Source organism: Streptomyces sp. NPDC002156, assembly GCF_053593675.1.
In genome coordinates this window covers 106,270-132,531 of sequence record NZ_JBSFDA010000003.1, presented here as the reverse complement: position 1 = coordinate 132,531, position 26,262 = coordinate 106,270, and the positions used below count along the sequence as shown (strand labels likewise).

Annotated in this window: 20 protein-coding genes and 2 pseudogenes; 11 read left to right on the top strand and 11 right to left on the bottom strand. The window is 71.7% G+C overall.

Going from position 1 to position 26,262, the window contains the following annotated elements; translation table 11 throughout:
• Positions 1-126: 126 nt before the first annotated feature.
• Positions 127-606, top strand: a complete 480-nt coding sequence (locus ACWCRB_RS02880) for a VOC family protein (RefSeq protein ID WP_450994299.1) — start codon at positions 127-129, stop codon at positions 604-606.
• Between the two features lie 144 nt (positions 607-750).
• Here ACWCRB_RS02880 and ACWCRB_RS02875 read toward each other — a convergent pair whose 3' ends face one another.
• Positions 751-1,032 carry a hypothetical protein gene (locus ACWCRB_RS02875; RefSeq protein ID WP_450994298.1) on the bottom strand — a complete coding sequence of 94 codons (282 nt, stop codon included), beginning with the start codon at positions 1,030-1,032 and terminating at the stop codon, positions 751-753.
• Positions 1,033-1,412: 380 nt separating this feature from the next.
• Here ACWCRB_RS02875 and ACWCRB_RS02870 point away from each other — a divergent pair, with 380 nt between their 5' ends.
• The 3 genes from ACWCRB_RS02870 to ACWCRB_RS02860 all read left to right on the top strand — a co-directional run bounded on the left by ACWCRB_RS02870 (position 1,413) and on the right by ACWCRB_RS02860 (position 8,269).
• The gene (locus ACWCRB_RS02870) at positions 1,413-4,163 is read left to right on the top strand and encodes an AfsR/SARP family transcriptional regulator (protein WP_450994297.1); all 2,751 of its coding nucleotides are present in this window, start codon (positions 1,413-1,415) and stop codon (positions 4,161-4,163) included.
• 168 nt (positions 4,164-4,331) lie between these two features.
• Positions 4,332-5,168 (top strand): alpha/beta fold hydrolase, encoded by an 837-nt coding sequence (locus tag ACWCRB_RS02865; RefSeq protein WP_450994296.1) that lies wholly within the window; start codon positions 4,332-4,334, stop codon positions 5,166-5,168.
• A 71-nt stretch (positions 5,169-5,239) separates the two neighbouring features.
• Positions 5,240-8,269, top strand: a complete 3,030-nt coding sequence (locus ACWCRB_RS02860) for an AfsR/SARP family transcriptional regulator (protein WP_450994295.1) — start codon at positions 5,240-5,242, stop codon at positions 8,267-8,269.
• A gap of 8 nt (positions 8,270-8,277) precedes the next feature.
• Here the strand turns inward: ACWCRB_RS02860 and ACWCRB_RS02855 are convergent, their stop codons facing one another.
• Positions 8,278-9,057, bottom strand: a complete 780-nt coding sequence (locus tag ACWCRB_RS02855; protein WP_450994294.1) for a DUF4232 domain-containing protein — start codon at positions 9,055-9,057, stop codon at positions 8,278-8,280.
• Between the two features lie 221 nt (positions 9,058-9,278).
• On the opposite strand from ACWCRB_RS02855, the gene ACWCRB_RS02850 reads away from it, so the two are divergent.
• The 4 genes and pseudogenes from ACWCRB_RS02850 to ACWCRB_RS02835 all read left to right on the top strand — a co-directional run.
• Entirely contained in the window at positions 9,279-10,607 is a 1,329-nt protein-coding gene (locus ACWCRB_RS02850) for a helix-turn-helix domain-containing protein (protein ID WP_450994293.1), read from the top strand.
• Positions 10,608-10,950: 343 nt separating this feature from the next.
• The gene (locus ACWCRB_RS02845) at positions 10,951-12,291 is read left to right on the top strand and encodes a sensor histidine kinase (protein WP_450994292.1); all 1,341 of its coding nucleotides are present in this window, start codon (positions 10,951-10,953) and stop codon (positions 12,289-12,291) included.
• A 145-nt stretch (positions 12,292-12,436) separates the two neighbouring features.
• The gene (locus tag ACWCRB_RS02840; RefSeq protein ID WP_450994291.1) at positions 12,437-13,918 is read left to right on the top strand and encodes an MFS transporter; all 1,482 of its coding nucleotides are present in this window, start codon (positions 12,437-12,439) and stop codon (positions 13,916-13,918) included.
• A 218-nt stretch (positions 13,919-14,136) separates the two neighbouring features.
• A pseudogene (locus tag ACWCRB_RS02835) lies at positions 14,137-14,577 on the top strand (GtrA family protein); the annotation flags it as partial.
• Between the two features lie 290 nt (positions 14,578-14,867).
• Here ACWCRB_RS02835 and ACWCRB_RS02830 read toward each other — a convergent pair.
• The 4 genes and pseudogenes from ACWCRB_RS02830 to ACWCRB_RS02815 all read right to left on the bottom strand — a co-directional run.
• A pseudogene (locus ACWCRB_RS02830) lies at positions 14,868-14,966 on the bottom strand (VapC toxin family PIN domain ribonuclease); the annotation flags it as partial.
• A gap of 49 nt (positions 14,967-15,015) precedes the next feature.
• On the bottom strand, positions 15,016-15,270 hold the full coding sequence (locus ACWCRB_RS02825) for a hypothetical protein (protein WP_450994290.1): 255 nt from the start codon (positions 15,268-15,270) through the stop codon (positions 15,016-15,018).
• A 68-nt stretch (positions 15,271-15,338) separates the two neighbouring features.
• Positions 15,339-16,136: an SGNH/GDSL hydrolase family protein gene (locus tag ACWCRB_RS02820; RefSeq protein WP_450994289.1), complete on the bottom strand. Its 798-nt coding sequence runs from the start codon at positions 16,134-16,136 to the stop codon at positions 15,339-15,341.
• 154 nt (positions 16,137-16,290) lie between these two features.
• The gene (locus ACWCRB_RS02815; protein WP_450994336.1) at positions 16,291-17,562 is read right to left on the bottom strand and encodes a PucR family transcriptional regulator; all 1,272 of its coding nucleotides are present in this window, start codon (positions 17,560-17,562) and stop codon (positions 16,291-16,293) included.
• Between the two features lie 318 nt (positions 17,563-17,880).
• Here ACWCRB_RS02815 and ACWCRB_RS02810 point away from each other — a divergent pair, with 318 nt between their 5' ends.
• Positions 17,881-18,765 carry a DUF4394 domain-containing protein gene (locus ACWCRB_RS02810; protein ID WP_450994288.1) on the top strand — a complete coding sequence of 295 codons (885 nt, stop codon included), beginning with the start codon at positions 17,881-17,883 and terminating at the stop codon, positions 18,763-18,765.
• 22 nt (positions 18,766-18,787) lie between these two features.
• On the opposite strand, the gene ACWCRB_RS02805 is transcribed toward ACWCRB_RS02810, so the two are convergent.
• The 3 genes from ACWCRB_RS02805 to ACWCRB_RS02795 all read right to left on the bottom strand — a co-directional run bounded on the left by ACWCRB_RS02805 (position 18,788) and on the right by ACWCRB_RS02795 (position 22,357).
• Positions 18,788-19,129, bottom strand: a complete 342-nt coding sequence (locus ACWCRB_RS02805) for an SCO4225 family membrane protein (protein WP_450994287.1) — start codon at positions 19,127-19,129, stop codon at positions 18,788-18,790.
• 61 nt (positions 19,130-19,190) lie between these two features.
• Positions 19,191-19,880: a response regulator gene (locus ACWCRB_RS02800; protein ID WP_450994286.1), complete on the bottom strand. Its 690-nt coding sequence runs from the start codon at positions 19,878-19,880 to the stop codon at positions 19,191-19,193.
• Positions 19,877-22,357, bottom strand: a complete 2,481-nt coding sequence (locus ACWCRB_RS02795) for a sensor histidine kinase (RefSeq protein ID WP_450994285.1) — start codon at positions 22,355-22,357, stop codon at positions 19,877-19,879. The genes ACWCRB_RS02800 and ACWCRB_RS02795 overlap by 4 nt, the downstream gene beginning before the upstream one ends.
• Before the next feature lie 189 nt (positions 22,358-22,546).
• Here ACWCRB_RS02795 and ACWCRB_RS02790 point away from each other — a divergent pair, with 189 nt between their 5' ends.
• On the top strand, positions 22,547-23,026 hold the full coding sequence (locus ACWCRB_RS02790) for a DUF5707 domain-containing protein (protein WP_450994284.1): 480 nt from the start codon (positions 22,547-22,549) through the stop codon (positions 23,024-23,026).
• A gap of 78 nt (positions 23,027-23,104) precedes the next feature.
• Here ACWCRB_RS02790 and ACWCRB_RS02785 read toward each other — a convergent pair whose 3' ends face one another.
• Complete coding sequence (locus ACWCRB_RS02785) at positions 23,105-24,073, bottom strand: formylglycine-generating enzyme family protein (RefSeq protein WP_450994283.1); 969 nt, start codon at positions 24,071-24,073, stop codon at positions 23,105-23,107.
• A 223-nt stretch (positions 24,074-24,296) separates the two neighbouring features.
• On the opposite strand from ACWCRB_RS02785, the gene ACWCRB_RS02780 reads away from it, so the two are divergent.
• The gene (locus tag ACWCRB_RS02780) at positions 24,297-25,769 is read left to right on the top strand and encodes an FAD-binding protein (protein WP_450994282.1); all 1,473 of its coding nucleotides are present in this window, start codon (positions 24,297-24,299) and stop codon (positions 25,767-25,769) included.
• A gap of 73 nt (positions 25,770-25,842) precedes the next feature.
• On the opposite strand, the gene ACWCRB_RS02775 is transcribed toward ACWCRB_RS02780, so the two are convergent.
• The gene (locus ACWCRB_RS02775; RefSeq protein ID WP_450994281.1) at positions 25,843-26,262 is read right to left on the bottom strand and encodes a hypothetical protein; all 420 of its coding nucleotides are present in this window, start codon (positions 26,260-26,262) and stop codon (positions 25,843-25,845) included.

Genomic DNA, 26,262 nt, shown 5'->3' with positions numbered 1-26,262 from the left:
GTGCTATGTCTGGCTGGCTCGTCTCGCGAGATCCCTATCTATCGGGAGCTTCTAGGACGGTGAGTGACCTAAAGGGCGTCTAGCGTCATCACCGCGTTGAGGCACTCGCACCCAGGAGGCAGTCAGATGCCCGTAAACCCGGTACCCCAGGGCTACAGCACCGTGACGCCATGGATCATCTCGCGCGACACGGTGCAGCTCATCAACTACATGAAGAGGGCCTTCGGCGCAGAGGAGCTCGCGTGCCTTGCGGGCAAGGACGGGGTCATCGAGCATGCGGAGGTACGGATCGGTGACTCGGTGGTGATGATGTTCGACGCGCGGCCGGAGTGGCCGCCCACCCCTGGCTTCCTGCGCCTCTACGTCGAGGACGCCGACGCCGTGCACCGTCAGGCAGTCGCGGCCGGCGGCACCTCGGTCACCGAGGTCACCCACCTGTTCTTCGGAGACCGGGTCGGCCGGGTGCGCGATCCCCTGGGCAACCTGTACTGGATCCAGACCCGCATGGAGGACCTGAGCCCGCAGGAAATGGAACACCGCCTCGGCGACCCGGAGTTCACCAAGGCGATGGAGTACGTCCAAAGCGCCGACTTCTTCCCCGCCTGAGAATCCAGTCTCGGCAGCTGACCGCACTGCATGTGAAGATCGATGACGAGCAGGGGACCGGCCGGAGGATGGGCAGGCCGCCACGGCTGACGGACTCTGAACTCATCTGTCTGGCGGTCGCATAGGCTCTGTCCAGCTGGCCGTTCAGGAGCAGCTGCAGGACCAGCCGTAGGCGATGAACAGGGCGGCCACGGCAAACGCGGTGGCCGCCACACCCGCCAGTCGTCCGCGCCACCTCGGCTTGGCAGGACGAAGCAGCTCCCAGCCGCCATAACCGAGGAAGGCCAGCAAGGCACCACCTGCGCCCCCGGTGACGAGCGGACTGCGCCCCCATCCCCAGACAAACGCCAGAGCCAGAGCCAGCGCCAGACCCAGCGCGGCAAAGCAGGCGACCACCGTCAGCACTGCCTCGCCCACGAGCTCCACCAGGAGTTCCTTCAAGAACGAGCCCACACTACGGATCACGCGTAGGACCCGGCTCCGAGCCGCAGGAACAGCCACACGACCCCCAGAGCCCGTCTCGAATGATCGGACTCTACGAAAGCGCGAAGCCTCGGGGAAGAGCAGGAAGCGTCCTCCCGATTGCGCCGCGCCCGAAATGTCCTACCCCGTGAGTGCCATCCCCCCGATGCCTAGCATGAGGATTCGGTCGGTGGTGGAGGTGGAGGGTGCCAGAGGAGCCGGTTCCTTTACGGTTCAGGGTTCTTGGGGAGGTGCGGGTCTGGCGGGGTGGGGTCGAGGTCGATCCGGGGCCTCCGGGGCGTCGGACTCTGCTCGCACTGCTGCTGGCGCGTGCCGGTTCTCCTGTGCAACTGCCGGACATCGTCGACGCGTTGTGGGCGGACCGGCCGCCCGGGCATGCCGTGAACATGGTGCACCGGCATGTGGGCGAGCTGCGGCGGCTGTTGGAGCCGGGGCTGCCCCTGCGGGCCGAGGGCGGGCTGCTGTTGCGCGGGGGCGGCGGCTACCGGCTCACGGTGCCGCCCGACTCCGTCGACCTGCTTGTCTTTCGTCAACTGGTAGGGCGGGCCAGGGGGTTCGGTGATTCCGCGGGTGCCGTCGACCTCTTCATCGAGGCCCTCTCCTTGCGAGGCGGGGATGGGGACGGGGATGGGGACGGTGCAGGGGCATCCGCTTCGGCTTCCGCTTCCGCCCATCCTCTCTTTGTCGAACTGGAGCGCGAGTACGACTCCGTCGTGCGTGAGGCCGCCGAACTCGCGCTCGGCTGTGGGCGGGCCGACCGTGTGCTGCCCGTCCTCTCCGCCAGTGCGGCTCGGGGTCCGCTCGACGAGGGGATACAGGCCCTGCTCATGCGCGCCCTCGACGCCACCGGGCACCCCGACCGGGCTCTCGCGGTGTTCCGCGCTACCGCCGCCCGGCTCGCTGACGAGCTGGGTGTCGACCCCGGGCCCGAACTCATCGCCGCCCGGCCACCGGTGACCGACAGGCCGACGCCCTCCGCCGTAAGTTCCCCGGCTTCCCCGACTTCCCCAACTCCCCCTCCCCTCACCACCCCACCCGTCCCACCCGCCCAACTCCCCTCCGCCCTCCCCGCTTTCGTCGGGCGGCACGTCGAACTGGAGCGGCTGCGTGGCCTCCTGGAGGGTCTCGACGGACCGAGTCCCCCCTCCGCCCCCGTAATCTGCACGATCAGCGGCACAGCCGGTGTCGGCAAGACCGCGCTGGCCGTGCATCTGGCGCACAAGGTCGCCGACCGGTTCCCGGACGGGCAGTTGTACGTCGATCTGCGCGGCTTTGCCGCCGGGGTGTCGCCCACGCCGCCGCAGAACGCCGTACGGGGATTCCTGGACGCCCTCGGTGTGCCGGCGGCGCGCGTGCCCGAGTCGCTGGACGCGCAGGCCGCCCTGTACCGCAGCCTGTTGGCGGGGCGCCGCATGCTGGTGGTGCTCGACAACGCCCGTGACGCCGCGCAGGTGCGGCCCCTGTTGCCCGGTGCGGCCGGGTGTCTGGTCCTTGTGACGAGTCGGAATCGGCTCAGCGGGCTCGCCTCCGCCGACGGTGCCCGTCCCCTCACCCTGGGCCTGGTCACGTCAGACGACGCCCGTACGGCGCTGGCCGCGCGGATCGGCGCCGACCGGGTGGCCGCCGAGCCCGAGGCCGTCACGGAGATCGTCGCGCTCACCGCACGGCTGCCCCTCGCGCTGGCGGTCGTCGCCGCCCGTGCCGTCGTCCACCCCTCCTTCCCGCTCTCGGCACTCGCCGACCAACTCCGGAGTGCACACAGGGCACTTGACGGCTTCCACGACGCCGGCGCCGACACCGCGACCGACGTACGGGCGGTCTTCTCCTGGTCGTACGACGCGCTCGGGGCCGAGGCCGCCCGGCTCTTCCGACTGCTGGCCCTGCACCCCGGGCCCGATCTCACCGTCCACACCGCGGCGGCCCTCGCGGGTCTGGCCGTCGGACGGACCCGGCCGCTGCTCGCCGAACTCGCCGACGCACACCTCCTCACCGAGCGGGCCCCCGGCCGGTACGTCTTCCACGACCTGCTGCACGCCTACGCCACCGAACTCGTCCACGCGGACGAGACCGACGATGAACGGCGGGGCGCTGTGCGGCGGTTGCTCGATCACTGTCTGCACACCGCCCACGCCGCCGCGCTGCTCTACGACCCCCCGACGGCCGTCATCACACCCGTCGCACCCGAACCGGAAGAGGCGTCCCAAGGGTCCGTGCAAGCCCAGGCGCTCGGCGACGACGCCGCCGCCTGCGCCTGGTTCCGGTCCGAACGGCCCCTGTTGCTCGGGGTGTTCGAGCACGCCGTGGAGCACGGCCTCGACGGGCATGTCTGGCAGCTGGCCTGGTGTCTGGAGCGGTATCACGAACGGCTCGGGCACTGGCACGAGTACCTCGCCCTGCAACGCGCCGCCCTGCCCGCCGCCCGCCGCCTGGGCGATCCGGTCGCCCTCGGCCATGCCCATCGCGGGCTCGGCCGGGCCTGCGTGATGCTGCGGCACTACGCCGAGGCGGAGGACCAACTGCGGTGTGCGCAGGGGGTGTTCGAGGAGGCCGGGGACGGTCACGGCCTGGCGCAGGTCCAGTTGTCGCTGTGGCTGCTGCTGACCCGGCAGGATCGGTTCAAGGAAGGGCTCGACGAACTCGCGCCCGCCCTCGGCATCTACCGGGCGTCCGGCCATCGCCGGGGGCAGGCGTACGTCCTGGTCGCGACCGCCTGGGGCGAGGCCTGTCTCGGCGACTGCCGCAACGCCCTCGTCCACGCCCACCAAGCGCTCGCCCTGTTCCAAGAGCTCGGCGCCCGGCTCCCCGAGGGCTACACCTGGGACACCCTCGGCCATGTCCACACCCGGCTCGGCGAGCACCTGCGGTCGGTGACCTGTCACCAGCGGGCCCTCGCCCTGTTCCGTGAGTCCGGCGACCTGTTCAACGTGGCCTGTGTGCTCGACCGGCTCGGCGACGCCCACCTCGCGGCCGGCGACCGGGCCGCGGCCCTGAGCACCTGGCGGGCAGCGCAGGAGGCCATGCAGGACTTCGACCCCGTTTGGGCGGCCGAGGTGCGGAGGAAGATCGATGCGTGAGGTCGCGAGGTCGCGAGGTCGTGAGGTGCCGACGCGGTGATCACTGAGGTGTTGAAGTCCTGCCGCGCGCTCCGCTCCCCCGCTCACAAGCGAGGCACACTTCGTCCACTCCTCCCTGCCTACGCTCCCGCCGACATCGCCAACACCCGTACACGGGGAGCAAGTTCCATGACGTACACCATGATCAACGGAAACCGGCTGTTCCACACCGACGAGGGGCCCGCCGCCGACGCGCGCGGCGAGACGCTGCTGCTGGTGCACGGCGCGACCTGCGACTCGCACGACTGGTCCGCGCAGATCGACGCGTTCTCGGCCCGGCACCGGGTGATCGCGCCGGACCTGCGGGGGCACGGCCGTTCCTCGGGGCTCACCGGCGGTCAGCGCCCGCGCGACTTCGCCGCCGACCTCGCGGAGCTGCTCGACAGCATCGACTCCGGCCCGGTGGTCGTGGTCGGGCACTCGCTCGGCGCGGTCGTCGCCTCGGTGCTCGCGGTCGAACACCCGTCGCTGGTACGGGCCGTGGTCGCCGTCGACCCCGGCTACGGCTTCGAGGACGGCTTCGCGCCGCAACTCGCTGCCGCCTTCCGCGTCCCGGACCCGGTCGGCACCGCCGTGGCGGTCATCGGCGGGCTGGAGAACAACAGCACGTCCGGACCCGAGGCGGAGTCCCTGCGATCCTGGCACCGCCGGCGGATCCTCGGCATGGACCCGATGACCGTACGGGACGTCTTCCACGGCCTGTTCGACGAGGCGGCGACCCCGCTGACCTCCCGGCCCGGCGTCGAGACGTTCCTGGCGCGCAGGGCATGCCCGGTGCTGTCGCTGTCGGCCTCCGGCTCGCTGAAGGCCAAGGGGATCGACGGGGACTGGGAGGAGAAGCTGAGCGGGCATCCGTACAGCGCCTCGGTGGTGCTGGAGGGGGTCGGCCACTGGCTCTTCCAGGAGCGGCCGGCCGAGTTCAACTCGCTGGTGCTGGGCTGGATAGAGGGACTTCCCGCCGTCTGAGGACAGTACGGACTGCGGGGCAAATCGGGGGGCGTACGTGCGGGGCTATAGCGGGAGTTACGACGGTGACTATGCGGTTCGCTGTGCTGGGACCGGTGCGGGTGTGGCGCGACGGTGGGGAGGTGCGGTTGGGGGCCGCACAGCAACGGCTGTTGCTCGCCCTGCTGATGGCGCACGCGGGGCAGCCCGTGACCATGGAGGAGACGGTACGGGCGCTGTGGGGCGAGTCGCCCCCGGGCCGGCCCGCCAACGCCGTGTACCGGCACATCGGGGTGCTGCGCCGGTTGCTGGAACCGGAGTTGGCGATGCGCGCGACCGGCGACTGGCTCGTCCGGGACATCGGCGGCTACCGCCTCAACGCGTCGCCCGACACCCTGGACCTGCTGCGCTTCCGGGAGTTGGTGCGCCGGGCGCGGGCGGCAGCGAAGGGCCAGGAAAATAACGGCACTTCACCAACTGCCGCCGTTCCACTGTTCCTTGAGGCACTGGCGCTGCGAACCGGGGCCGTCGCCACGGGGATTCCGGCCGAGGCCCGCTCGCATCCCGCGATCGAGGCGCTCGAACGCGAGTATCTGGCCGTGGTGAAGGAGGCCGCCGACGTGATGCGGGCGGCCGGCGCGGCCGGTCAGCTGCTCGGCGTACTCCACCGCACCGCCGCCGACCACCCGCTCGACGAGTCCCTCCAGGCCCGGCTCGTACGGGCGTTGGCGGCCACCGGGCAGCGCGCGGAGGCCCTGGACACCTGGCAGCGCGTACGGGTCACGCTCGCCTCCGAGCTGGGCGTGGCACCCGGCCCCGAACTACGGGCCGCACAACGGGATGTACTGCGGCTGGACACACCCGCGCCCAACCCCCGCACAAAGGGCCCGACGGGCACGCCGGTCCTGGCCCGCACGAACGGCACGGCCCGTACGCCGCGCACGGAGCGCGTGCGGCCCGTGGCGTCCGGCCACCTCACCGCCGTCCCCGCACCGGCCGACGCCCGGCACGGGGAGCCCTCGGCGGGCGACGGCGCCGGTCCCCTCGTACAGTCCGCCCCCGATCCCTTCGTACGGCCCGCCCAACTCCCCGCGGACCTCGCCACCTTCGCGGGCCGCAGAGCCGAACTCGCCCAGGTGACCGGGCTGTCGGCGGACCCGGCGCCCGGGCTGCGGATCGCCGTGATCAGCGGTATGGGCGGCATCGGCAAGACCACGCTCGCCGTGCGCTGGGCCCACCGGATCGCCCACCGCTTCCCGGACGGGCAGCTGTACGTCAATCTGCGCGGCTTCGATCCTGGCGGGGCGGCGACGGACCCGGGGCAGGCCCTGCGCGGGTTCCTGGAGGCGCTCGGGGTGCCCGGGCAGCGCATACCGGCCGGGGCGAACGCCCAAACAGGGCTGTACCGCAGCCTGTTGGCGCGGCGCCGGGTGCTGATCCTGCTCGACAACGCGCGCGACGCCGAACAGGTCCGCCCGCTGCTGCCGGGCAGCCCCGGCTCCCTGGTCGTCGTCACCAGCCGCGACCGGCTCCTCGGCCTGGTCACCGCCGAGGCCGCCCGCCCCCTGGCCCTGGACCGGCTGCCCGCCGCCGAGGCCCGCGAGTCACTCGCCCGCCGCCTCGGCGCCGAACGCGTCCTGACCGACCCCGCCGCCGTCGACGAGATCGTCGCCCGCTGCGCGGGGCTTCCGCTGGCCCTGGCCGTGGTCGCCACCCGGGCCGCCACCAACCCGGACTTCCCGCTCACCGCCGTCGCGGACGAACTCCGCACCGCCCAGGGCAGTCTGGACGCCTTCACGGACACGGACCCGGCCGGGGACGTACGAGCGGTGCTCTCCTGGTCGTACCGTGCGCTGAGCCCCGGCGCGGCCCGGCTGCTGCGGCTGCTGTCCCTGCATCCGGGCCCGGACGTCACCGCGCCGTCCGCGGCGGCCGTCGCGGACGTCGAACCGGAGGCGGCGCGCAGCCTGTTGGCCGAACTCACGCGCTCCCACCTCCTCACCGAACACGCCCCCGGCCGCTACATCTGCCACGACCTGCTGCGCACCTACGCGATGGAACGCGCCGGCCAGGACGAGACGACAAAGGCCCGCGAGGCCGCCGTACACCGACTCCTCGACCACTACCTCCACACCGCGCACGCCGCCGGCCTCCTCTACTCCCCGCTGTGGCGGACCAGTCCCCTGGCCGCCGCCGCACCGGGCGCACGCCCCGAGGCGCTCGCCGACGACGGACAGGCGCTGCGCTGGTACACGGCCGAACGCCAGGTGCTGCACGCCGTCGCCGCCCTAGCCGCCGAACAGGGGTACGACGGCCATGTCTGGTCCCTGGCCTGGACGCTGGAGCGCTTCATGGACCGCCAGGGGCACAGCCACGAGTCCGTGGCCCTGCACCGGGCGGGCCTCGACGCGGCCGTCCGGGACGGCGACCGCACAGCCCAGGCCCACCTGCACCGCGGGCTGGCCCGTGCCTCGGCCCGGCTGGAACAGTACGACGACGCCCGCGCCCACATCGGGCGGTCCCTCGCCCTGTGCACCGAACTCGGCGACCGGCCCGGCCTCGCCCACGCCCACCGCAGCCACGCCTGGCTCCTGGACCGGCTCGGCGACTACGACGGCGCCCTCGAAGCGGCCGGCCGCGCCCTCACCCTGTACCGGGCCGTCGGCGACCACGCCGCGGCGACCAGCGCGCAGCACGCCCTGGGCTGGACCCACGTCCTGCGCGGCGACCACCGCCGGGCCACCGTCCATCTGGAGGAGGCCCTGGCCGGGCTCGAAGGGCACTACGGCACCCGCTACGGCAAGGCCAACACCTGGGACAGCCTCGGCATCGCCCGGCACCACCTGGGCGAACACCAGCGTGCCATCGCCTGCTTCCAGTGCGCGCTGCGGCTGTACCGGGAGATCGGCGACACCTTCAGCGAGGCCAACACCCTGCGCCACCTCGGCGACACCTACCTCGCCGTCGGTGACCCCGGCTCGGCCCGCACGGTCTGGGAACACGCCCTGGGCCTCCTCGTCCGGACCGACCCGACGGCGGCCTCGGAACTCCGGACGAGACTGCAGGCCCTGGGCGACGCGGTACCGGCGCCGAGGATCAGCGCCGTGTCCGCGTATCCCTGACAGGGATGTCACCAGGAGAGGGCGTCAGCCATGTCCGACTGCCAGTAGGTGACGGTGATCGAGCTGTCGACGTACACGCCCTTGGCGGGCAGGGACGGGCGGGCGGGGCTCGTGCTGTCCGAGTTGAAGTAGACCTCCAGGGTCTTGGCCGTGTAGCCGTCCCTGCCGCTGCCGTCCGCCGCCGAGACGATGACGCCCGCGTAGCCCGACTCACCGGGGGCGAGCGTGACCACGGCCTGCGGCTGGGAGTCCTCGATGACCGGCGGGACGGACTGGGCCTCGCCGAACCGCACGGCCGGGTAGTACGCGAGGTCGCAGTTCCCGGCGCCGGTGTTGGTGACGGTCAGGAGGACGTGGTTCAGCGGGCGGTTGACCACCGTGGCGGTCGTCCTGGTGTTGGCGGGGGTGCAGGGCGACAGGTTGGACTCGGAGTCGTCCGAGCTGTCCGAGCCCGTGGAGCCTGACGAACCCGTGGAGCCAGAGGTGCCCGAGGAGTTCGTGGAGCCCGAGGAGCCCGAGGTGCCGGTGGAGCCCTTCGTCCCGCTGGAGCCGGTCGAGCCAGTGGTGCCGGTGGTGCCCGTCGTGCCCTTGTCGTTCGCCTGTCCCGCCCCCGTGGTCGTCCCCCCGCTCGTCGTGGACGAGGAGGCGGACTCGGTGGCGGTGGAGGAGGCGGACGGGGCGCCCTCGTCGCGGGTGCCCTCCGCGCTGCTGCAGGCCGTCATCGTCAGAGTGGCGACCGTGAGTGCGGCGGCGGCGAGCAGACGGGTGCGGGCGGTACGTGCGGACATGTGATGTTCCCCGATTTCGCTACAAGAAGGGTTTGTACGCAGGCCACTTGACCGGGTGCCGGAAGCGGCGTGCTTGGATGGCCAGAGCTTGTCCGGTGATCCGTCCCAGCCGCCACAAACGCCGGGGCATCCGGGACGCTGGAACGCCAAAACCCCCTCTGACCTGGGGGAACAACACCCGCCTGGAACGGCGGTCCGGGACACGGGAAGAGGGAGGAACGGTGACGGGGGATGAGTTCCCGGAACTGCTGGGCCGGTTGAAGGAGCGGTCCGGGCTGAGTTACGGAGTGCTCGGGAAGCGGCTGCACATGAGTGCGTCCACGCTTCACCGGTACGTCAACGGGGACGCCGTACCGGCGGACTACGCACCCGTGGAGCGGTTCGCCCGGCTGTGCAGGGCGACTCCCGAGGAACTGGTGGAGCTGCACCGGCGGTGGATCCTCGCGGATGCCATGCGGGGGCAGCAGAAGGCGGTCACCGCCACGGCTCCGGTGGCGGAACCCGTGGCTGCCACGCCTGCCGCGTCCGCCGAGGAGGAACAGCAGGCGCCGGCAGCGGACTTGGACACCGGGACACCCCAGGAACCCAGGACCGTGACCGGGGCCACTGGGGCTCCCCCGGCTCGACGTCGCCGTACCGTCGTCCTCGCCGGGGCCGCCGTGGTCGCGGCTGTCGTCGCCGCCACGCTCGTGGTGAATCTCGTACCCGGCAAGGGAGATGACGACGAGAGCGGGAAGCGGTCCGTGGGGGTCGCGGCCCCCGGGGCCACGGACAGCGGTCCCGTCACTTCCGGACCGACCGCCACGAAGAGCGGGTCGGCCTCTCCGTCCGCCTCACCCAGCGTCAGTCGCACAGGGTCCCCCTCCCCCACCGTCTCCGCCTCGCCGAGCACCGCCGCCGGGGCGGCCGGGCAGAGCGACGGCGTCGAGGACGGGGCGACCGCGCCGATCGTCACCGTCAATCCGTACAAGTGGGCAGACCCGTGCGGCCCGCACCTCCTGATCGACCGGGAGCCCGACCAGGTGCCTCCGCCGCCGAACGAGCCGGACGCGCGCGGCTGGAACACCGCGCTCGGCGGGGTCACCGCCGGGCAGCAGATGATCGCGCTGACCATCCAGGGCACCGGGAAGGCCACGGTCGTCCTGGAGGACGTGCATGTGCGGGTGGTGGACAAGGGCGAGCCGCTCGCCTGGAACGACTACCAGATGCACGACGGCTGTGGCGGCGGCGTGGACACGAAGGCCTTCGACGTGAACCTCGACGAGGGGCGGCCCCTGGTCTCCCCCAGGTCGGGCCAGCGCGGCTTCCCGTACAAGGTGAGCGAGTCGGATCCCGAGGTCTTCTACATCTTCGCGGACGCACGGGCGTACTACGTGGGCTGGTACCTGGAGCTGGAGTGGTCCAGCGGCGCGCAGCACGGAATCCTGCGCCTCGACGACAACGGCAACCCCTTCCGCACGAGCGGCAACGTGGGCCGACCCTCGTACGTGTATCCGAACGGTTCCTCCGCCTGGGAGCGCCACCCGTACGAGCCCAACATTCCCGGCTGACGGTGGAGCCGGCTACACCCCCGGTCGGGGAGGGCGCTCCCTGGCGACGCCAGAGAAAGGTTGCTTGACTTAAGTAACTCGATTATGTTTGCCTAAGTCAAGCAATGAAACCTCTGGACCGGGGCCGCCTCAACGCGGAGGAGGCCCCGTCGCGCCCGACCCGTGGGGACGGGGAACGGCGCGGTCACCGGACCGGAATCCGGAAACACCCCCCATCCGGCATCCGGTCCGGTGACACCCGCAACGCCTACGGCACCTACGACGCCCCTCTTCGGCGCACACGAGGCCGATGTCCCCCGCACCGCTGCCAGCCCGCCCGCCACCGGACAGGAACCGCTCCCCCATGATCAGCAGCCTGCAGCGGCAGCTGCGCAGCCGCCCCGGCCCGAATCCGCACACCAACCCGAGCCCAACCGGGCATCCCGCCCCCGCGCGCCGCCCCGGCCGCACGGACGCGGCTGTCGCCGTCGCGGTCTTCGCCTGTTCCTTTCCCGGCAGTGTCTTCACGCTCCCCGGCGGCCCGGAACTGCCCTGGGGGCCCGGCGCGCTGCTGACCGGCGTCTCCTGCGTGGCGCTGCTGTGGTACCGCTGCCTGCCCCGCACCACCGTGGTGGTGACCGTCCTGTGCGCCACGGCCATGGCCGGGATCGGCCACGTACTCTCCGTCCTGCTGCTCGGGCCGCTCATGGTCGCGCTCCACTCACTGGCCCTGCGCACCGACCGCAGGACCGCCAACCTCTTCACCCTCGGCGGGATCGTCCTGCTGGTCGGCGCGGGGCTCTTCGTCGGCCCCGCCGGTGAACCGCTGATCCTCAAGCTGGGCGGTCCCGCCGCCTGGCTGCTGCTCCCGACCTCGCTCGGCACCGTGACCCGGCTGCGCGGGGCCTGGCTGGAGGCGGTCCAGGCCCGTGCCGAGCACGCGGAACGCACCCGGGAGGAGGAGGCGCTGCGCCGGGTCGCCGAGGAGCGGATGCGGATCGCCCGTGATCTGCACGACGTGGTCGCCCACCATCTGGTCCTGGCCAATCTCCAGGCCGGTGCCGTGGCCGGCCGGCTGCCCGACCGGCCCGACGAGGCGGCGCGGATCGTCGCCGACCTGACGGGTACCACCGCCTCGGCCCTGCGTGAACTCAAGGCCACCGTGGGCCTGTTGAGACAGTCCGACGACAGGGACCGGCCGGACCTGCCCACGGAACCCACCCCCGGACTCGCCCGGCTGCCGGAACTCGCCGCCTCCTTCGAGCACGCGGGACTCAAGGTCGCCGTCACCGTCGAGGGGGAACCTTGGCCGCTGCCGGCCGGCGCGGACGTCACGGCGTACCGGATAGCGCAGGAGGCCCTGACCAACGTCACCAAGCATGCCGCCGCGCGGACCGCCGAGGTGCGGCTCACCTACTCCCCGGCGTCCGTCGTCCTGGCCGTCACCGACGACGGGCCGGGGAAGCAGCCCCGCGCCGGTGTCGGCACCAGCGCCGGCGCTCCACCCAACTCCCCCTGCCCGAGCGGTGGTTACGGCCTCATCGGGATGCGGGAGCGGGCCCACTCCGTCGGCGGGAACTTCCGTGCCGAGCCTCGACGCGAGGGCGGCTTCGGGGTGGTCGCCGAGCTGCCGCTCCGGTCCGAGGAGACCGATCGGGCCGATCAGGCCCAGCAGGCCCAGCAGGCCCAGCGCGGCCCACTGTGATCTAACCCACGCCCCACCCCCTCGATTTAACTTGCGTAAGTCAAGCAATCCTTCTTATGCTTGCGTAAGTCAAGCAAATTGACTCCTCGCACAGCCCCTGCCCCTCAGCCCAACCCCACGACTCTTCCAACGGAGGCCCGACGCCATGTCCGACGCCCTTACCCGTCCCGCCGGAGCGGGGACATCCGCCCCGCCGCGGCCGAACGCCGTGGTGGCGGTGCTGGCCCTGGCCGGGATCGTCGTCTCGCTGATGCAGACCCTGGTCATCCCGATCGTGCCCGAGCTGCCGAAGCTCCTGGACGCCCCCGCGTCCGACACCGCCTGGGCGGTCACCGCCACCCTGCTCGCGGCCTCCGTGGCCACCCCGGTGGTGGGCCGGCTCGGAGACATGTTCGGCAAGCGCCGGATGCTGCTGGTCAGCATCGTGCTGCTGGTGTCCGGCTCGCTGGTCTGCGCGATGGCCGACTCCCTCGTCCCGATGATCATCGGCCGCGCCCTCCAGGGCCTGTCCGCCGCGGTCGTCCCGCTCGGCATCAGCATCATGCGTGACGCGCTGCCCGCCGACCGTCTGGCCGGCTCCACCGCGCTGATGAGCGCCTCGCTCGGTGTCGGCGGCGCCCTCGGTCTGCCCACGGCCGCCTTCATCGCGGACCGCTGGGACTGGCACATCCTCTTCTGGGTCTCCGCCGCCCTGGGCGCCCTCGCCCTCGTTCTCGTCCTGCTGATCGTGCCGGAGTCGAAGGTGCGTACCGGCGGCCGGTTCGACCTGGTCGGCACGGTGGGCCTCTCCGCCGGGCTCATGTCCCTGCTGCTGGCCGTCTCCAAGGGCGGCGACTGGGGCTGGACCAGCGGCACCACGCTCGGCCTGGGCACCGCGTCCGTCCTGATCCTGCTGGCCTGGGGCTGGTGGGAGCTGCGCAGCCCGCAGCCGCTGGTGGACCTGCGTACGACCGTCCGTCCGCAGGTGCTGTTCACCAACCTCGCCTCGATCGCGCTCGGCTTCTCGATGTTCGCCATGTCCCTGGTCCTGCCGCAGCTGCTCCAGTTGCCCGAGCAGACCGGCTACGGCCTGGGCAAGTCCATGCTGACCGTCGGCCTGGTGCTGGCTCCGCAGGGTCTGGTGATGATGGTGATGTCGGCGGTGTCCGCGAAGGTCACCAAGGCCAAGGGCCCGAAGGTCACCCTCATGATCGGTGCGCTGATCGTGGCCGGCGGCTACGGCCTGAACCTCCTCCTGATGTCCGAGGTCTGGCACCTGGTCCTGGTCTCCTGCGTCATCGGCGCCGGCATCGGCTTCACCTACGGCGCGCTGCCCGCCCTGATCATGGGCGCCGTGGACCCGACCCAGACCGGTGCGGCCAACAGCCTCAACACCCTGATGCGGTCCCTGGGCACCTCGTTCGCCAGCGCCCTCGCCGGTGTGATCCTGGCCCAGATGACCACGGACTTCGGCGGTACGGCACTGCCCGCGGAGAACGCCTTCAAGGTCATCATGGCCATCGGCGCGGGAGCCGCCCTGCTGGCCTTCCTCCTCGCCTCCTTCATCCCGCGCCGCCGTGAGCCGGCGCAGGAGGCCGTGGCCGACAGCCCGGCCGGGACTCCGGAGACGGCCGCGATCAAGGCCTAGGCAACAGACGCAGGCATACGTCTGCACAGGCACCCCCCTCAAGGAGGCCGCCGTCCGCACCCGCGGGCGGCGGCCTCCTTGCGTGATCCGCGCAACATCCGGCGCCATCTCCACCCCGACTACTTGCGTAACTCAAGCAATTCCATATACTTGAGTAAGTCAAGCAATCTAAACGACGGCATCGCGACCGCTCGCACGAATCGCGAACCACGAACCGGATGGAGAAGGCCATGGAGAACACGTACCGGACCCCGGCGGCTCCGGCCGCTCCCGGTCCGTTCGCCTCCTTCGTCCGGTTCGTGGTGTGCGGCGGCGGGGTCGGGGTCCTCTCCAGCTTCGCCGTGACCCTGCTGGCCCTCTCGATGCCGTGGGGACTGGCGAACGCGGTCATCACCGTCGCCTCCACCGTCCTGTGCACCGAGCTGCACGCCCGCTTCACCTTCGGCGCCGGCCGCCGCGCCGACCGGCGCGAGCACTGGCAGTCGGCGGGTTCGGCGGCGGTGGCGTACGTGGTGACCTGCGCGGCGATGCTCCTGCTGCACCTGATCCAGTCGTCGCCCTCGGCGCTGACCGAGCAGATCGTCTACCTCGGCGCCTCGGCTCTCGCCGGCCTCGGCCGCTTCCTGGTGCTGCGGCTGGTCGTCTTCGCGGGCGGTCGGCGCGGCGAGCGCGGTGGCGTCACGGGGGCGGTGCGGGAGGTTGCTCAGCCGGAGCGGGAGTACGTCGTCGCGGGTGTCCCGGTCGGTGCGGTCGTTTCGGTCGGCGCGGGTGACCCGGTCGGCGCGGGTGTCCCGGTCGGCGCGGAGGCCCCTGTCGGTACGGTCGTCCCGGTCTGCGCGGGTGGCATCGGGCAGGTCGGCTCCCGCTACGGAGGCCGCACTGCCGCGGTACTCACGGCGCCCCGGCTGTGCCCGCCGGCCGTCCCGGCCGTACGGCCTCGCCCCCGGCGTCAGATCGGCAGGGCGTCGGGCAGCACCCGGAACGCCTTGTGCCGGCTCAACGGACGTACGGCCCGGAAGCCGCGTCGATCGAGGGTGAGGATCGCGTCGGCAGCCTAGTCGGCGGCCAGGAGACGCACGTACGGGCGACGACGACGATCACTTCTCGGCCCCGGCCCCGCACTCAGGGTCGGGGCCGGCCTCGTGGCGGACGGCGTCGGCAACCGTGTCACGGACCTCGGCCCTGGACGGCGTACGGCCCGGCCCCTCGAAGGTGCGTGAGAAAAGCGGCTCGTCCCAGACACGGTTCGCCAGGGCCGCGAGACGAATCCCTTGGCGGATGATCCCGGTCTCGTTCGTCCCCGGGCGCTCGGCAGCCTCCAAGGGTCCAATGATGCGTGAACCGTCCGGCATGGCGGCCCAGGAGCGATCTCGCCCCCGGGCCGCCCAGGCAGGGGCGGGTCAGAGCCAGCAGGCGCCAGTCAGGAGTCCAGGGCCTTGTTGAGCTGGTCGGCGTAGTAGATGTAGCCCGTCAGGTTGGGGTGGAAGACCTCGGAGCCGCTGCTCAGGTTGTTGATCCACGGGTCGGTGCCGCAGGCCCCGTGGCCCTTGAACGTGTCGCGGACGTCGACGAACGTGACCGACTCCTGGGCCGTCGCGGCCTTGGCGCCCTCGGCGAGCGCGTCGGCGAAGGCGTTCATGTAGGTGCGCTTGGCGGTGCTGAGGTCGATCACCGGGCAGGTCCCGGTGAGGGACAGTGCCTGCGGGTAGCCGACGACGACGATCTCGGCGCCCGGCGCCTTGGCCTTGATGTCCTTGTACAGCGTGGCCAGCTCCGTCACCAGCTGGTTCTTGGCGTAGTACGACATCCAGTCCGTGGCCGTCTTGCAGTAACTGTCCGACTCCAGCAGGCAGTTCTGGACGACGGTGGAGAACTGGGCGTCGTTGCCGCCCACCGTGAGCGTGACGAGGTCGGTGCCGCTGGTCACGGCGGACAGCTGGTTGGCGCGCACGTCCGCGATGGTGGCGCCGCTGCAGGTGACGTCCTTGAGCGTGTACTCCGAGTGCGCCGCGGCCGACTGGGCCGGGTAGTTGAGCTGGCTGCGCTTGCAGTCGCCGCTGGCGGTGTCGTAGTACCCCGCGCCGACCCCGGAGGCGTACGAGTCGCCGAGGGCGACGTACTCCTTTTCGCCCGCCGCCTGGGCGGGGGTGCCGGCCACCGCCGCCATACCGGCGAATGCCACCACAGTGCTGACGACAACTGACGCCAATTTACGCATGAGTTCCTTCTGGAGACTGGAAGGGGGAGGGCGTGAGGATCGTAAAGTGGTGCACCATTCGGGCAATTCGGGGCCGCCCGGTCGCAAGTAAGGGAAAATGCCCGGCAATTGGCGCCCCCGTCGGCGAGAACTGCCCCCGTTCCTGCACTGCGGGTCAGCGCCACGCTCCCGACAGGTCACGGGCGACGACCGCGCTGAACAGCCGTACGCCGTGGGTCGAGCCGGGGTCGGTGTCGGTGAGTTCACGGACCCGGCGCAGGCGGTAGTCGAGGGTGCGGGGGTGGATGTTGAGGGCCGCCGCCGCGGGACCGCGGTTCATGTCGTGGCGGTAGTACGCGTCGAGGGTGACGAACAGGTCCGGGCCGGATTCCAGGCGCCGGGCGGTCGTGCGGAGCCAGTCGTCGACGAACGGCACTTCGCCGACGGCGAGTTCGACGAAGACGTCCGCCAGGGTGTGCGGTCTCAGCCGGGTGGACGCCCGCCGCAGGGGGGCCGCCCTGCTGATCCGGCGGGCCCGGTCGAACGCCTCGGCGAGGCCGGTCAGCGGTGCGGTGGCGGTGCCGGCGGCGCAGGGGCGGCCGAGGGCGTCGGCGAAGTCCCGTAAGAGGTCGGGCACGACGTCCGGTAAGAGGTCCGGCACGAGGCGTCGCACCTGGTCCGGTGGGAGGTCCGGCAGCGCGTCGGGGGCTGGTTCCGGGACCAGGGCGACCAGTTCGCCGCCTCTGCCGGCACCACCACTGATGACGGTGCCGTCCCCTTCGCGCTCCGGGTACCACGTCATCGGTACCTGGTACGTCTTCACCAGCGCCTCGATATCGTTGTCCAACTCGCGGTCGCCGGGCGAGCGGTCCGGCACCCGGATCACCAACACCGTGTAGGACTCGGCCAGTTCCATGTCGGCGACCTGGGCCAGCTCCTGGGCCGCCCCGTTCTCGGACAGCAACGACCGTGCCAGCAGCGCGACTTGTTCGACGTACGGCGTACGGCGGCGCATCACCGTCACGAAGCCCCTGCGGTAGGCGCCGATGCCGCGCTCGCCCTGGGGGGCGAACCAGCCCATCATGCGCATGAGTTCGTCGAGGTCGCCGCCGCGCTGGGCCTCGGTCGCCTCGTTGATCTCGCGCAGCATCAGCTCGGTGTGGACGCGCAGGATGCGTTGCCGTGAGTCCAGCGACATCCCGGCGCCTGCCCGGACCTCGCCCATCGACGCGATGTAGCCGAGGTCGTCGTCGGTCAGCATGTCGTTGCCCGGGGCCAGTGCGACCGTGCGGCGGCGGAGCCAGACCGAGTACTCCATCGTCTCGGCCCTGGCCCGGGAACTCGTGTCCAGGGACCCGAGTTCCGGTATCTCACGTACGTACGTCTCGACCTCGCGGCGGGCGTTGGTCGACGCCCTCCGGGCCAGTTCGGCGAAGAGGCTCCCCATAAGCGTGAGCATGTCACCCACGGCCGGAGGGTCGACAGACGAAAACCGGACGGGCATTTATCAATCTCGGTGAAACGGTGAAGGGTGTGCGGGCCGTGTATTTGTCACAGTGCGCAAAGTTCCCGTATCGGGGCGTTCTTGCGGCTCGATTCCCTTGTGAGGGGGCTGTGGCCTCGGCTTAATGAGAACCGTGCCCGACGCCCAGGGGGACCGTTTCGGAAAAGGGACCACCTTCGAATTCGTGGGGCTCGTGCCACTCAGTGACCTGTGTTCACCAGTGACCTGTGTTCAAACGGGAGGGTAACAATGCTGAAAGCCATGAAATCCGGAACGAGAAAGAGAATCGCGACCGCGGTCGCCGTCGTGTCCGCGGCCACCGCGCTGATGGTGACCTCGCCCGGCTCCAGCACCGCCGCCGTCACCGCCACCCCCAAGCTGTTGGCGTTCGGGATCACCGCTGACGGCCTGACCATGGCCAGCTTCTACACCGACACCCCGGGGACCCTCAACTGGGTCCGGGATGTCACCGGACTCAGCGGCGACACCAGGCTGGTCGGGATCGACCACCGGGTGCAGAACGGTCTCATGTACGCGCTCGGCGAGAAGGGCGGCATCTACACGGTCACGCCCCCGGCGCCCGGCAGCAGCAACCCCCCGGCCTTCGCCAAGGTCTCCCAGCTCCAGGTCGCGCTCTACGGCACGTCCTTCGACATCGACTTCAACCCGGCGGCCGACCGGCTTCGGGTGATCAGCAACAACGGCCAGAACCTGCGGCACAACCTGAACGACGGCACGACGATCACCGACAGCCCCCTGAACATCCCGCCGGCGACCACGGCCGCCATCGGTGTGACCGGCGCCGCGTACACGAACAACGACCTGGTCGGCTCCACCGGCACCACGCTCACCGACGTGGACACCTACAACGACCAGATCGTCATCCAGTCGCCCCCGAACGCCGGCAACCTCGTCCCGACCGGCCTGCTCGGCTTCGACGCGAACCTCGAAGCCGGCTACGACATCTTCAGCACCACCACCAACGGCAAGACGACCGCCAACACCGCCTTCGCCGCCCTCACGCCGTACAACGGCAAGGCGTCCTTCTACAGCGTCGACATCCTCACCGGCGCGCCGACGCTCATCGGTACGTTCCCGAACGCGGTCCAGCTCACGGACTTCACCATCACCATCAGCGGCAGCTGACTCTCCGAGTCCTCGACAGCGCCTACTCGCCGCGGTCCGGTTTTCCCGGGCCGCGGCGCAGTACGCGGGCGCACCAGCCGATGACCGTGGCGTTGACCAGGGCCCCGACGCCTATGGCGAGGACGACCATCGCGGGGCCGTCGGGCAGGAAGAAAAGCACGAAACTGGCCGGGGCGGTGGCGAGCATCGGGATGACGAGCGCCATGGACTCGTCCGTGCTGTCGTTGATCGTCACCACGAGCGCCCACACGAGCAGGACGGCGCAGATGCCGAGGTAGACGAGGGCGGCGAGGTCGCTGAGCGCGTGCCGCACCCGGCGGGGAAAGCCGCGGGGAAGACTACGGCCGGAATCGGTACCGGTCACAGGAACTCCTGGGTCGTTTCGGTGATCAGAGGGGTGATGAGAAGGGTGATGAGAGGGGCGATCAGAGGTGGGCTGCGCCGGGCGGGTTCGGGCGGGCCAGCCCGAGGTCGTACGCGAGGATCGTCGCCTGGACGCGGTCGCGCAGGCCCAACTTCCGCAGCAGCGCGTTCACATGGGACTTGACTGTGCCGACGGTGATGCCGAGTTCCGCGGCGATCTCCGCGTTGTTGAGTCCGGCGGCGATCAGGGCGAGGACGCCCCGCTGGCTGTCGGTCAGGCTGTCCAGCTCGCGTGGGCCGCCGCTGTCGGTGCGGTTCCCGGCGTTCGGCCGGGAGGCGTAGTGGCCGATGAGGCGGCGGGTCGCGGACGGGGCGAGCACGCTCTCGCCGGTCGCCACCACCCGTATGCCGTCGAGCAGTTCGGCCGGGCGCACGTCCTTGAGCAGGAACCCGGAGGCCCCGGCACGCAGCGCGTCGAAGACGTACGCGTCGAGGTCGAAGGTGGTCAGGACGAGGACGCGGGGCGCGTTCTCCCGGCCCGTGATGATCCGGGTGGCGGCGATGCCGTCCAGTTCGGGCATGCGTACGTCCATCACGATCACGTCGGGAGCCAGCTCCTCGGCGAGCCGCACCGCTGTCGCTCCGTCGGCCGCCTCGCCGACGACCGTCAGGTCCTCCTCGGCGTCGATCACGGCGACGAATCCCGCCCGGACGATGCCCTGGTCGTCGACGACCAGCACCTTGAGGCTCATCGCTCCCCCAACTCCCTCTGCTCGACCGGCGCGAATGGCAGCCGGAGGTGGACCGTACCCGGCCCGTCTGTGGTCAGGGTGCCGCCGAGGGCCTCGACCCGGGCGGCCAGCCGTTCCCGTACGGCGGAACCGGCGGCGCGCGGGACGCCGGTGGCCGTGAGCGTCAACGTACCGTCGGCCGCGTCGAGTTCGAGCACCGCGGGCTCCTCGCCGCCGGCCGCGAGGACCGTCTCGGCGGCGTGGTAGGCGGCCAGGTCGACGGCGGTGGGCAGGTGTTCCGGTACGCGGTCGGTGAGGCGTATCTCGACGTCGCGGCCGGTGGCGCGGCACTGGTGGGCGAGCAGGTCGAGGGCCTGGAGGGTGGGCTGCGGGCGCAGTTCGGGCCCCGGGCCGCCCTCGCCGCCTTCCCCCTCCGGCTGCCGGACCGTGTCCAGGAGGGCGCGCATCGCGGCCAGGGCCTCGCGGGCGCGTTCGGCGGTCTCGTCGAGGCGGCCCGCCTCCGCCTCGACGACCATGTCGGCGGTGCGCGAAAGTACGGTCGTCTCCAACCCGGCGGCGATGCGGCGCCGTTCGGCCCACGCGTCCCGGACGGCTTCCTCGGTCCAGGCGGCGAGCCGTTCGTCGTGCGTGCCCCGGTCGGCCCGGTCGCGCCGTCCCCGCAGGGAGCCGACCCAGCTGGCGGCGGCGACCACGAGGCCCGCGCCGGCCCCGGCGCCGAGGGCCACCGCCCAGAACGGGACCGTGGTGCCCCGGTCCAGAACGGCGACGGCCACGGCGCCGCCGTGGACCACGACGGCCAGTACCGGGAGCACCCCGTCCCAGGGCGGGAAGACACGGGCGGCAGCGGAATTCCGGGCGCCACCCACCGCCCGGAACGGACGCGTCACACCCCGGACCAGCGCAGCCACGACAGCCGTGACGCCGTGGCCCACCACCGGCGGCGCCGACAGTGCCCGGTCGTCGGACGGCGGGTCGCCGGCTGCCGTCCTGCGGGCCGTGTTCGTCGCCAGGGCCGCGCAGGTTGCGAGTGTGCTCAGGGCGGGTGGGAGCAGGACCGGGCCCGTGTAGTGGCCGACCGTCATCGCCACCGGCCAGAGGAGGGCGAGGCCGAGCAGCGCGGTCTGGGTGGTGCGGGGTGCGCGGCGCAGCCACAGCAGGGCGACCGCCTGGGCCGCCGCCAGCAGCGCGAAGAGCAGCCCCGCCGACACCCGCCCGCCGCTGGACGCGGTCTCCGCCCGGAAGATCAGCGCCGGGAGCAGTGGCTGGAGGACCAGGCCGACGGCGGCGATCAGCTGGGCCGCGCGGTAGGCGCGTGGCAGCGACCGTTCCACGGGGGCGGCGGTACGGCCGGGCAGTACCGCGCTCACCTCCCAGCCGCCCTCCGCCGTGGGGCCGCTGTGCAGGGTGCCGCCCGCCTCCCGGGCCCGGGACCGCAGGAACCCCTGGCCGCGCCCTCCGCCGAGGCCGGCGCCGTGTGCCGCCGCGCCGGCGGGTGGGGCCGCGCTGATGACCGCGACGTCGGTACGCGTGTCGCCGTACCGCACGAGGACCCGGGTGTGCGCGCCCGGTGCGTGCCGGGCCACGTTGGTCAGGCCCTCGCGCACGATGCCGTACGCCGCGTCCGCGACGGCGCCGTCCGGCAGGGGGTCGATCTCGCAGTCGACCTCCTGGTCGAGGCGCCGGAATCCGGCGACCAGGTCCAGGAGCCGTTCCTCCGGTGAGGGAAGGTCTTCGCGCGAAGGTGCGGGGGCCCGTACCGCCCCGAGGGCCCGGCTGACCTCGCGGCCGGTGTCGACCGCGAACTCCAGGGCCTCGGCGGCCAGTTCGGGTCGGCGTTCGCGCAGTCCGAGGGCGGCGCCCGCCGTGACGACCACGGCGGTCAGATGGTGGGCGCTGACGTCGTGCAACTCCCGTTCCATCCGGCGCCGTTCGGCCGCCGGGAGCCGGTGACGCTCGGACTCGGCGCGTTTCAGGAGGAGTTCGGCCGTCCGGCGGGCGCGCCGGGTCCGGCGTACGAAGAAGCCCGCGCCGCAGGCCGCTCCGTACAGGAGGGCGGTCAGGGCGAGGTCGAGGCCGTCGTGGTCGCGGAGGCCGTGCAGGGTGATGTCCTGGAGGGCCTGCCAGACCGCGAGCGACAGCACGCACAACACCGTGGTGAACGTGTCGCGTTCGGTCGCCACGGTGAACAGGGCCAGCGCGACCCCGGCGGTGCCGAACACCGCGGTCGCGCCGGTGGGCAGCGCCCCCGCACCCAGCGCACAGGCGACGGCGATCAGGGTGAGCGTGACCACCGGGCGGGTGCGGCGCAGGGCGAGCGCGGCCGTGACCGGGCCGGCGACCAGGGCAGCGACGAGGAGCGCGGACACGGACGGGACCGTGCCCCGTACGAGTGCCGCGCCGGGCCAGACCACGGCCTGGGCGCAGAGCAGCAGGACCGGGAGGAGCCGGTCGTCGGTGGTGATGTCTGTTCGTCTCATGGCTCGACCAGGCTAGGTCCGCAGGTGAGCGGCCCGGCTCACGCTGGAGGGGGATCCCTTTCCCGGTCTCTCTATCTCCGGTTGCACGCGCTGATCGTCCGTCCGCTCGAAGACCGGGCGGTGTACCCGGCCATAGATTCGATCACATCAACCACAGCGGCCGAGCCGCCCAGTTCAGGGGGATCTCCCATGTTCAAGACGTCCAGCTCCTCGAAGCACATGCTCTTCTCCTCGCTCCTCGGTGTCGCCCTCGTCGGCGGTATCGCCGCCGGTGGCCTCGCCATGGCGTCGGCCTCCGCGCCGACCGAGCCGACCCTGGAGAACGGCTCGGCCCGCTTCACCGCCCCGTCCGACGGCAAGGCCGGCGCGCTCACCTTCACCGCCGACGTGAGCGACGACTCGGGCGTCAAGGGCGTCAAGGTCATGGCCTGGCCCGCGAGTTCGAAGCTCGACCCGACCGAGGCGGAGCTGCGGAACGTCGACAGCGCCGTCTGCACGAAGACCACCGACGACACCTCCCGCTGCACCTACACCCTGCGCGTCACCAAGGCGGAGGCGGCCGAGCTGGCCCAGGGCACCTGGTACGTCTCGGCGCTCGCGACGGCCGTGGACGGCGGAACGACGTTCGTACCCCGTGCCGCCACCTTCGACGTCACCGTCACCCACTGACCGTCACGCACCGACCGTGGCGGCGACGCGGAAGCCGACGGTCGGGTAGCGGCCCGACGGGTCGCGGCCCTCGCCCCGCTAGACGGCGGTGCAACTGTTGAGGTTGGCGTACCAGGAGCCGCCCCGGACGGCGTTGACCTGCCGGCCCATCTCGCCGCCGTGGGTGGCGGTGATGACGGAGGTGGTCCACTCCCAGCAGTTGCCGCAGAGGTCCAGTAGGCCGGTGGTGCTCGCCCCGCCCGGGTAGGCGGTGAACGGGGTGGTGTAGCCGCCGGTGGCGGTGAGGGCGTCGTAGACGTCGGTGTGGACGAAGCCGGTGCGGCTCGCGGTGACGTTCCAGCCGGCCACGGTTCCGGTGCTGCCGATCGAGAGGATCTCCGAGATCGGGAAGCTCTGTCCGTACAGGTCGGAGCCGGTGGCGGTGTAGGTGGCCAACTCGTCGCCGTGCTCGGCGAGTTCATAGGCCGCGCAGACCGCCATGTAGTTGTAGTCGCTGGTCAGCACCAGGTCCGCGTAGGTGGTGCCGGCCGTGTCTCCCCAGGGGTAGTGGAGGGCGTCGGGGCCGGAGGCGGCGTACTCCCACTCGGCCTCGGTGGGCAGCCTGAAGGTCCAACCCTCCGTGTCCGCCTGGCCGCACAGCCACGCGCAGTAGGCGGTGGCGGAGTCGAGGGAGACCGTCAGTACGGGGTGGTCGGCCTTGCCGTCGGGGTAGGTGCCGCCGTCCCAGTACGGGGGCGCGGCCCGGCCGGTGTCGGTGACGAACTCCAGGTACTGGGCGTTGGTGAACTCGTGGACGCCGAGCCAGTAGTCGGCGTCGATGGGCGAGGCCTCGCCCGAGCCGGCCGTTCCGGCGAGGTCGGTGGCGAAGACGAAGGCGGGGTTGGCGGCGATGCCGGCCAGCTCCTGGCCCGCGACCGTGTTCGTGACCGTCGTGGCGGCAGTGGCGGCGGCGGTGGCGTGGGACGGCCGTAAGAGGGCTGCCGCACCCGTGAGGGGGAGGAGGGCGAGAAGGGTCCTTCTGTCGATACCGGGGGAGGTCGCGTCCATGACTGCTCCTGAGGTGATGACGTCGCGCGTCTCTGCACAGAGCTGATGCTCCATCAACTCCCGTCAACTGTCGACACTTTAGGCCGTAACAGTAGCCTGAGAGGGGGCTGTGCATGCGCTGCGTCGACACTGTACGGGGCGGTCGAATCGCCGCCAAACGGGTGAACTCCCTTACACTGATCCGGAATTGACCATTCCAGGTTGTTTGCGAGGTGTAGCGCACATGTCCCACACACCGTCACGGCGTAGCGTTCTGCGCGGATTCACGGTCACCGGCGCGGTGGTGACCGGTTTCGCCACCGGCACCCGGAGCTGGGCCACCACCGGCTCCCCCACCGGCCCCGACCTGGCCCAGCTGCCACCGCTGGACGGGACCCTCGTCATGGACGAGGCGTCACTCACGGCCGCCGCCGACGACTACGGCCACATCGTGCACCGCCGTCCCCGCGCCGTCCTGCGCCCCGGGTCGGTCCACGACGTCGTCGCCATGGTCCGCTTCTGCAACGAACACCGGCTGAAGGTCGCCCCGCGCGGCCAGGGACACGCCACCAACGGCGGGGGCCAGGTCGAGGACGGCCTGGTCATCGAGACGGCGACCCTCGCGACCATCGGCGCCATGTCGCCCGGCGCCACCACCGTCACCGTCGGCGCGGGCGCGAGATGGAGCGAGGTGACAAAGGCGGCGCTCGTCCACGGCCTCACCCCGCCCGTCTTCACCGACTACATCGAACTCTCCGTCGGCGGCACGCTCTCCGTGGGCGGCCTCGGCGGCCAGAGCCAGCGGTACGGCGCCCAGACCGACAACGTCACCGAACTCCAGGTCGTCACCGGGGCCGGCGAGTTCGTACGCTGCTCACCGACCCGGCGCCCCGACCTGTTCCACGCCGTCCTCGCCGGCCTCGGCCAGGTCGCCGTCGTCGTCGGCGCCACCCTCCGGCTGGTGCCCGCGCCGGAGACCGTACGGCACTATCTGCTGCCGTACGACGACCTGGAGACCTTCCTCGACGACCAGCGCACCCTCGTCCGGGACGGCCGCTTCGACTACGTCGAGGGCCAGATCTCGGCGGACGCCGACGGAAAGTTCCGCATCCCCACCCTGGAGGCCGTGGCCTACGGCCCGCCGGTCGGCCCCGCCCCCGACGACACCGTCCTGCTGCGCGGCCTGCGCCACAACGCGGCCGGCGTCCAGGCCTCCGACCTCGCCTACTACGACTTCATCGACCGGCTGGCCCCCGTCGTCGCCGCCCTGAAGGAGGCCGGCATCTGGGCGTACGCCCACCCGTGGCTCAACCTGCTGCTCCCCGGGGAGTCCGCAGGCTCGCTCCTCGCGGCGGAGCTGGCCGACCTCACCCCGGCCGACGTGGGCGCGGGTCTCGTCCTCACCTACCCGATCCCGAGCGACCGGCTCTCCACCACGCTCCTGCCCACCACCGACGACGAGTTGACGCACCTCTTCGCGATCCTGCGGGCCACCCCGCCGGCCGACACCGCCACCGTCGACCGCCTCCTGGCAGCCAACCGTGCCGCCTACGAGGCCGTCGCGGCGGCGGGCGGCACCCAGTACCCGGTCGGCAGCATCCCCTTCACCCGCGCCGACTGGCGGGCCCACTTCGGCGCGGCCTGGCCGCGGTTGAAGGAGGCGAAGCGCAGGTACGACCCGCGAGGAGTCCTGGTCCCGGGCCAGGGCATCTTCTGATGTCGTACGAGCGGACAGCCCCCTAGCTTTTGGTCTCGGACGCCAACCGCCGCTGTCCGGGCGGTGGTTGGCGTCAGGCGCCCAGGGTTCCCCGTACCGTCTGGGCGAGTTCGCCGACCGCGACGACCAGCGGGGTCACCGGCTGGACGAACTCGGTCAGCCGGTCCAGGGCGCGGCGCAGCACCGGCGGCTGCGGCTCCTCCTCGTCGAGTTCCTCGCGCAGGCGCCGCAGTTCGCGGGTGGTGGCCTCGGGGTCGGCCAGCGCCGCGCGGTGCTCGGACAGCAACTGCTCGACGTACACGAGGAGTTCGGCCGTACGGGCGGCGGCCTGTGCCGGGTCCTGCGGCTGGAAGCCGACCGAGCCGGAGAAGGCCTGGGCCCGGTTTCCGATCGCCTGGTTGCCGACGTAGTGGGTGCCGCCGTTGATCACCAGCCCGTTGTTGACGGGCGGTTGGGGCACCACGGGACGGCCGTCGTCAGCGCTGCTGTTCAT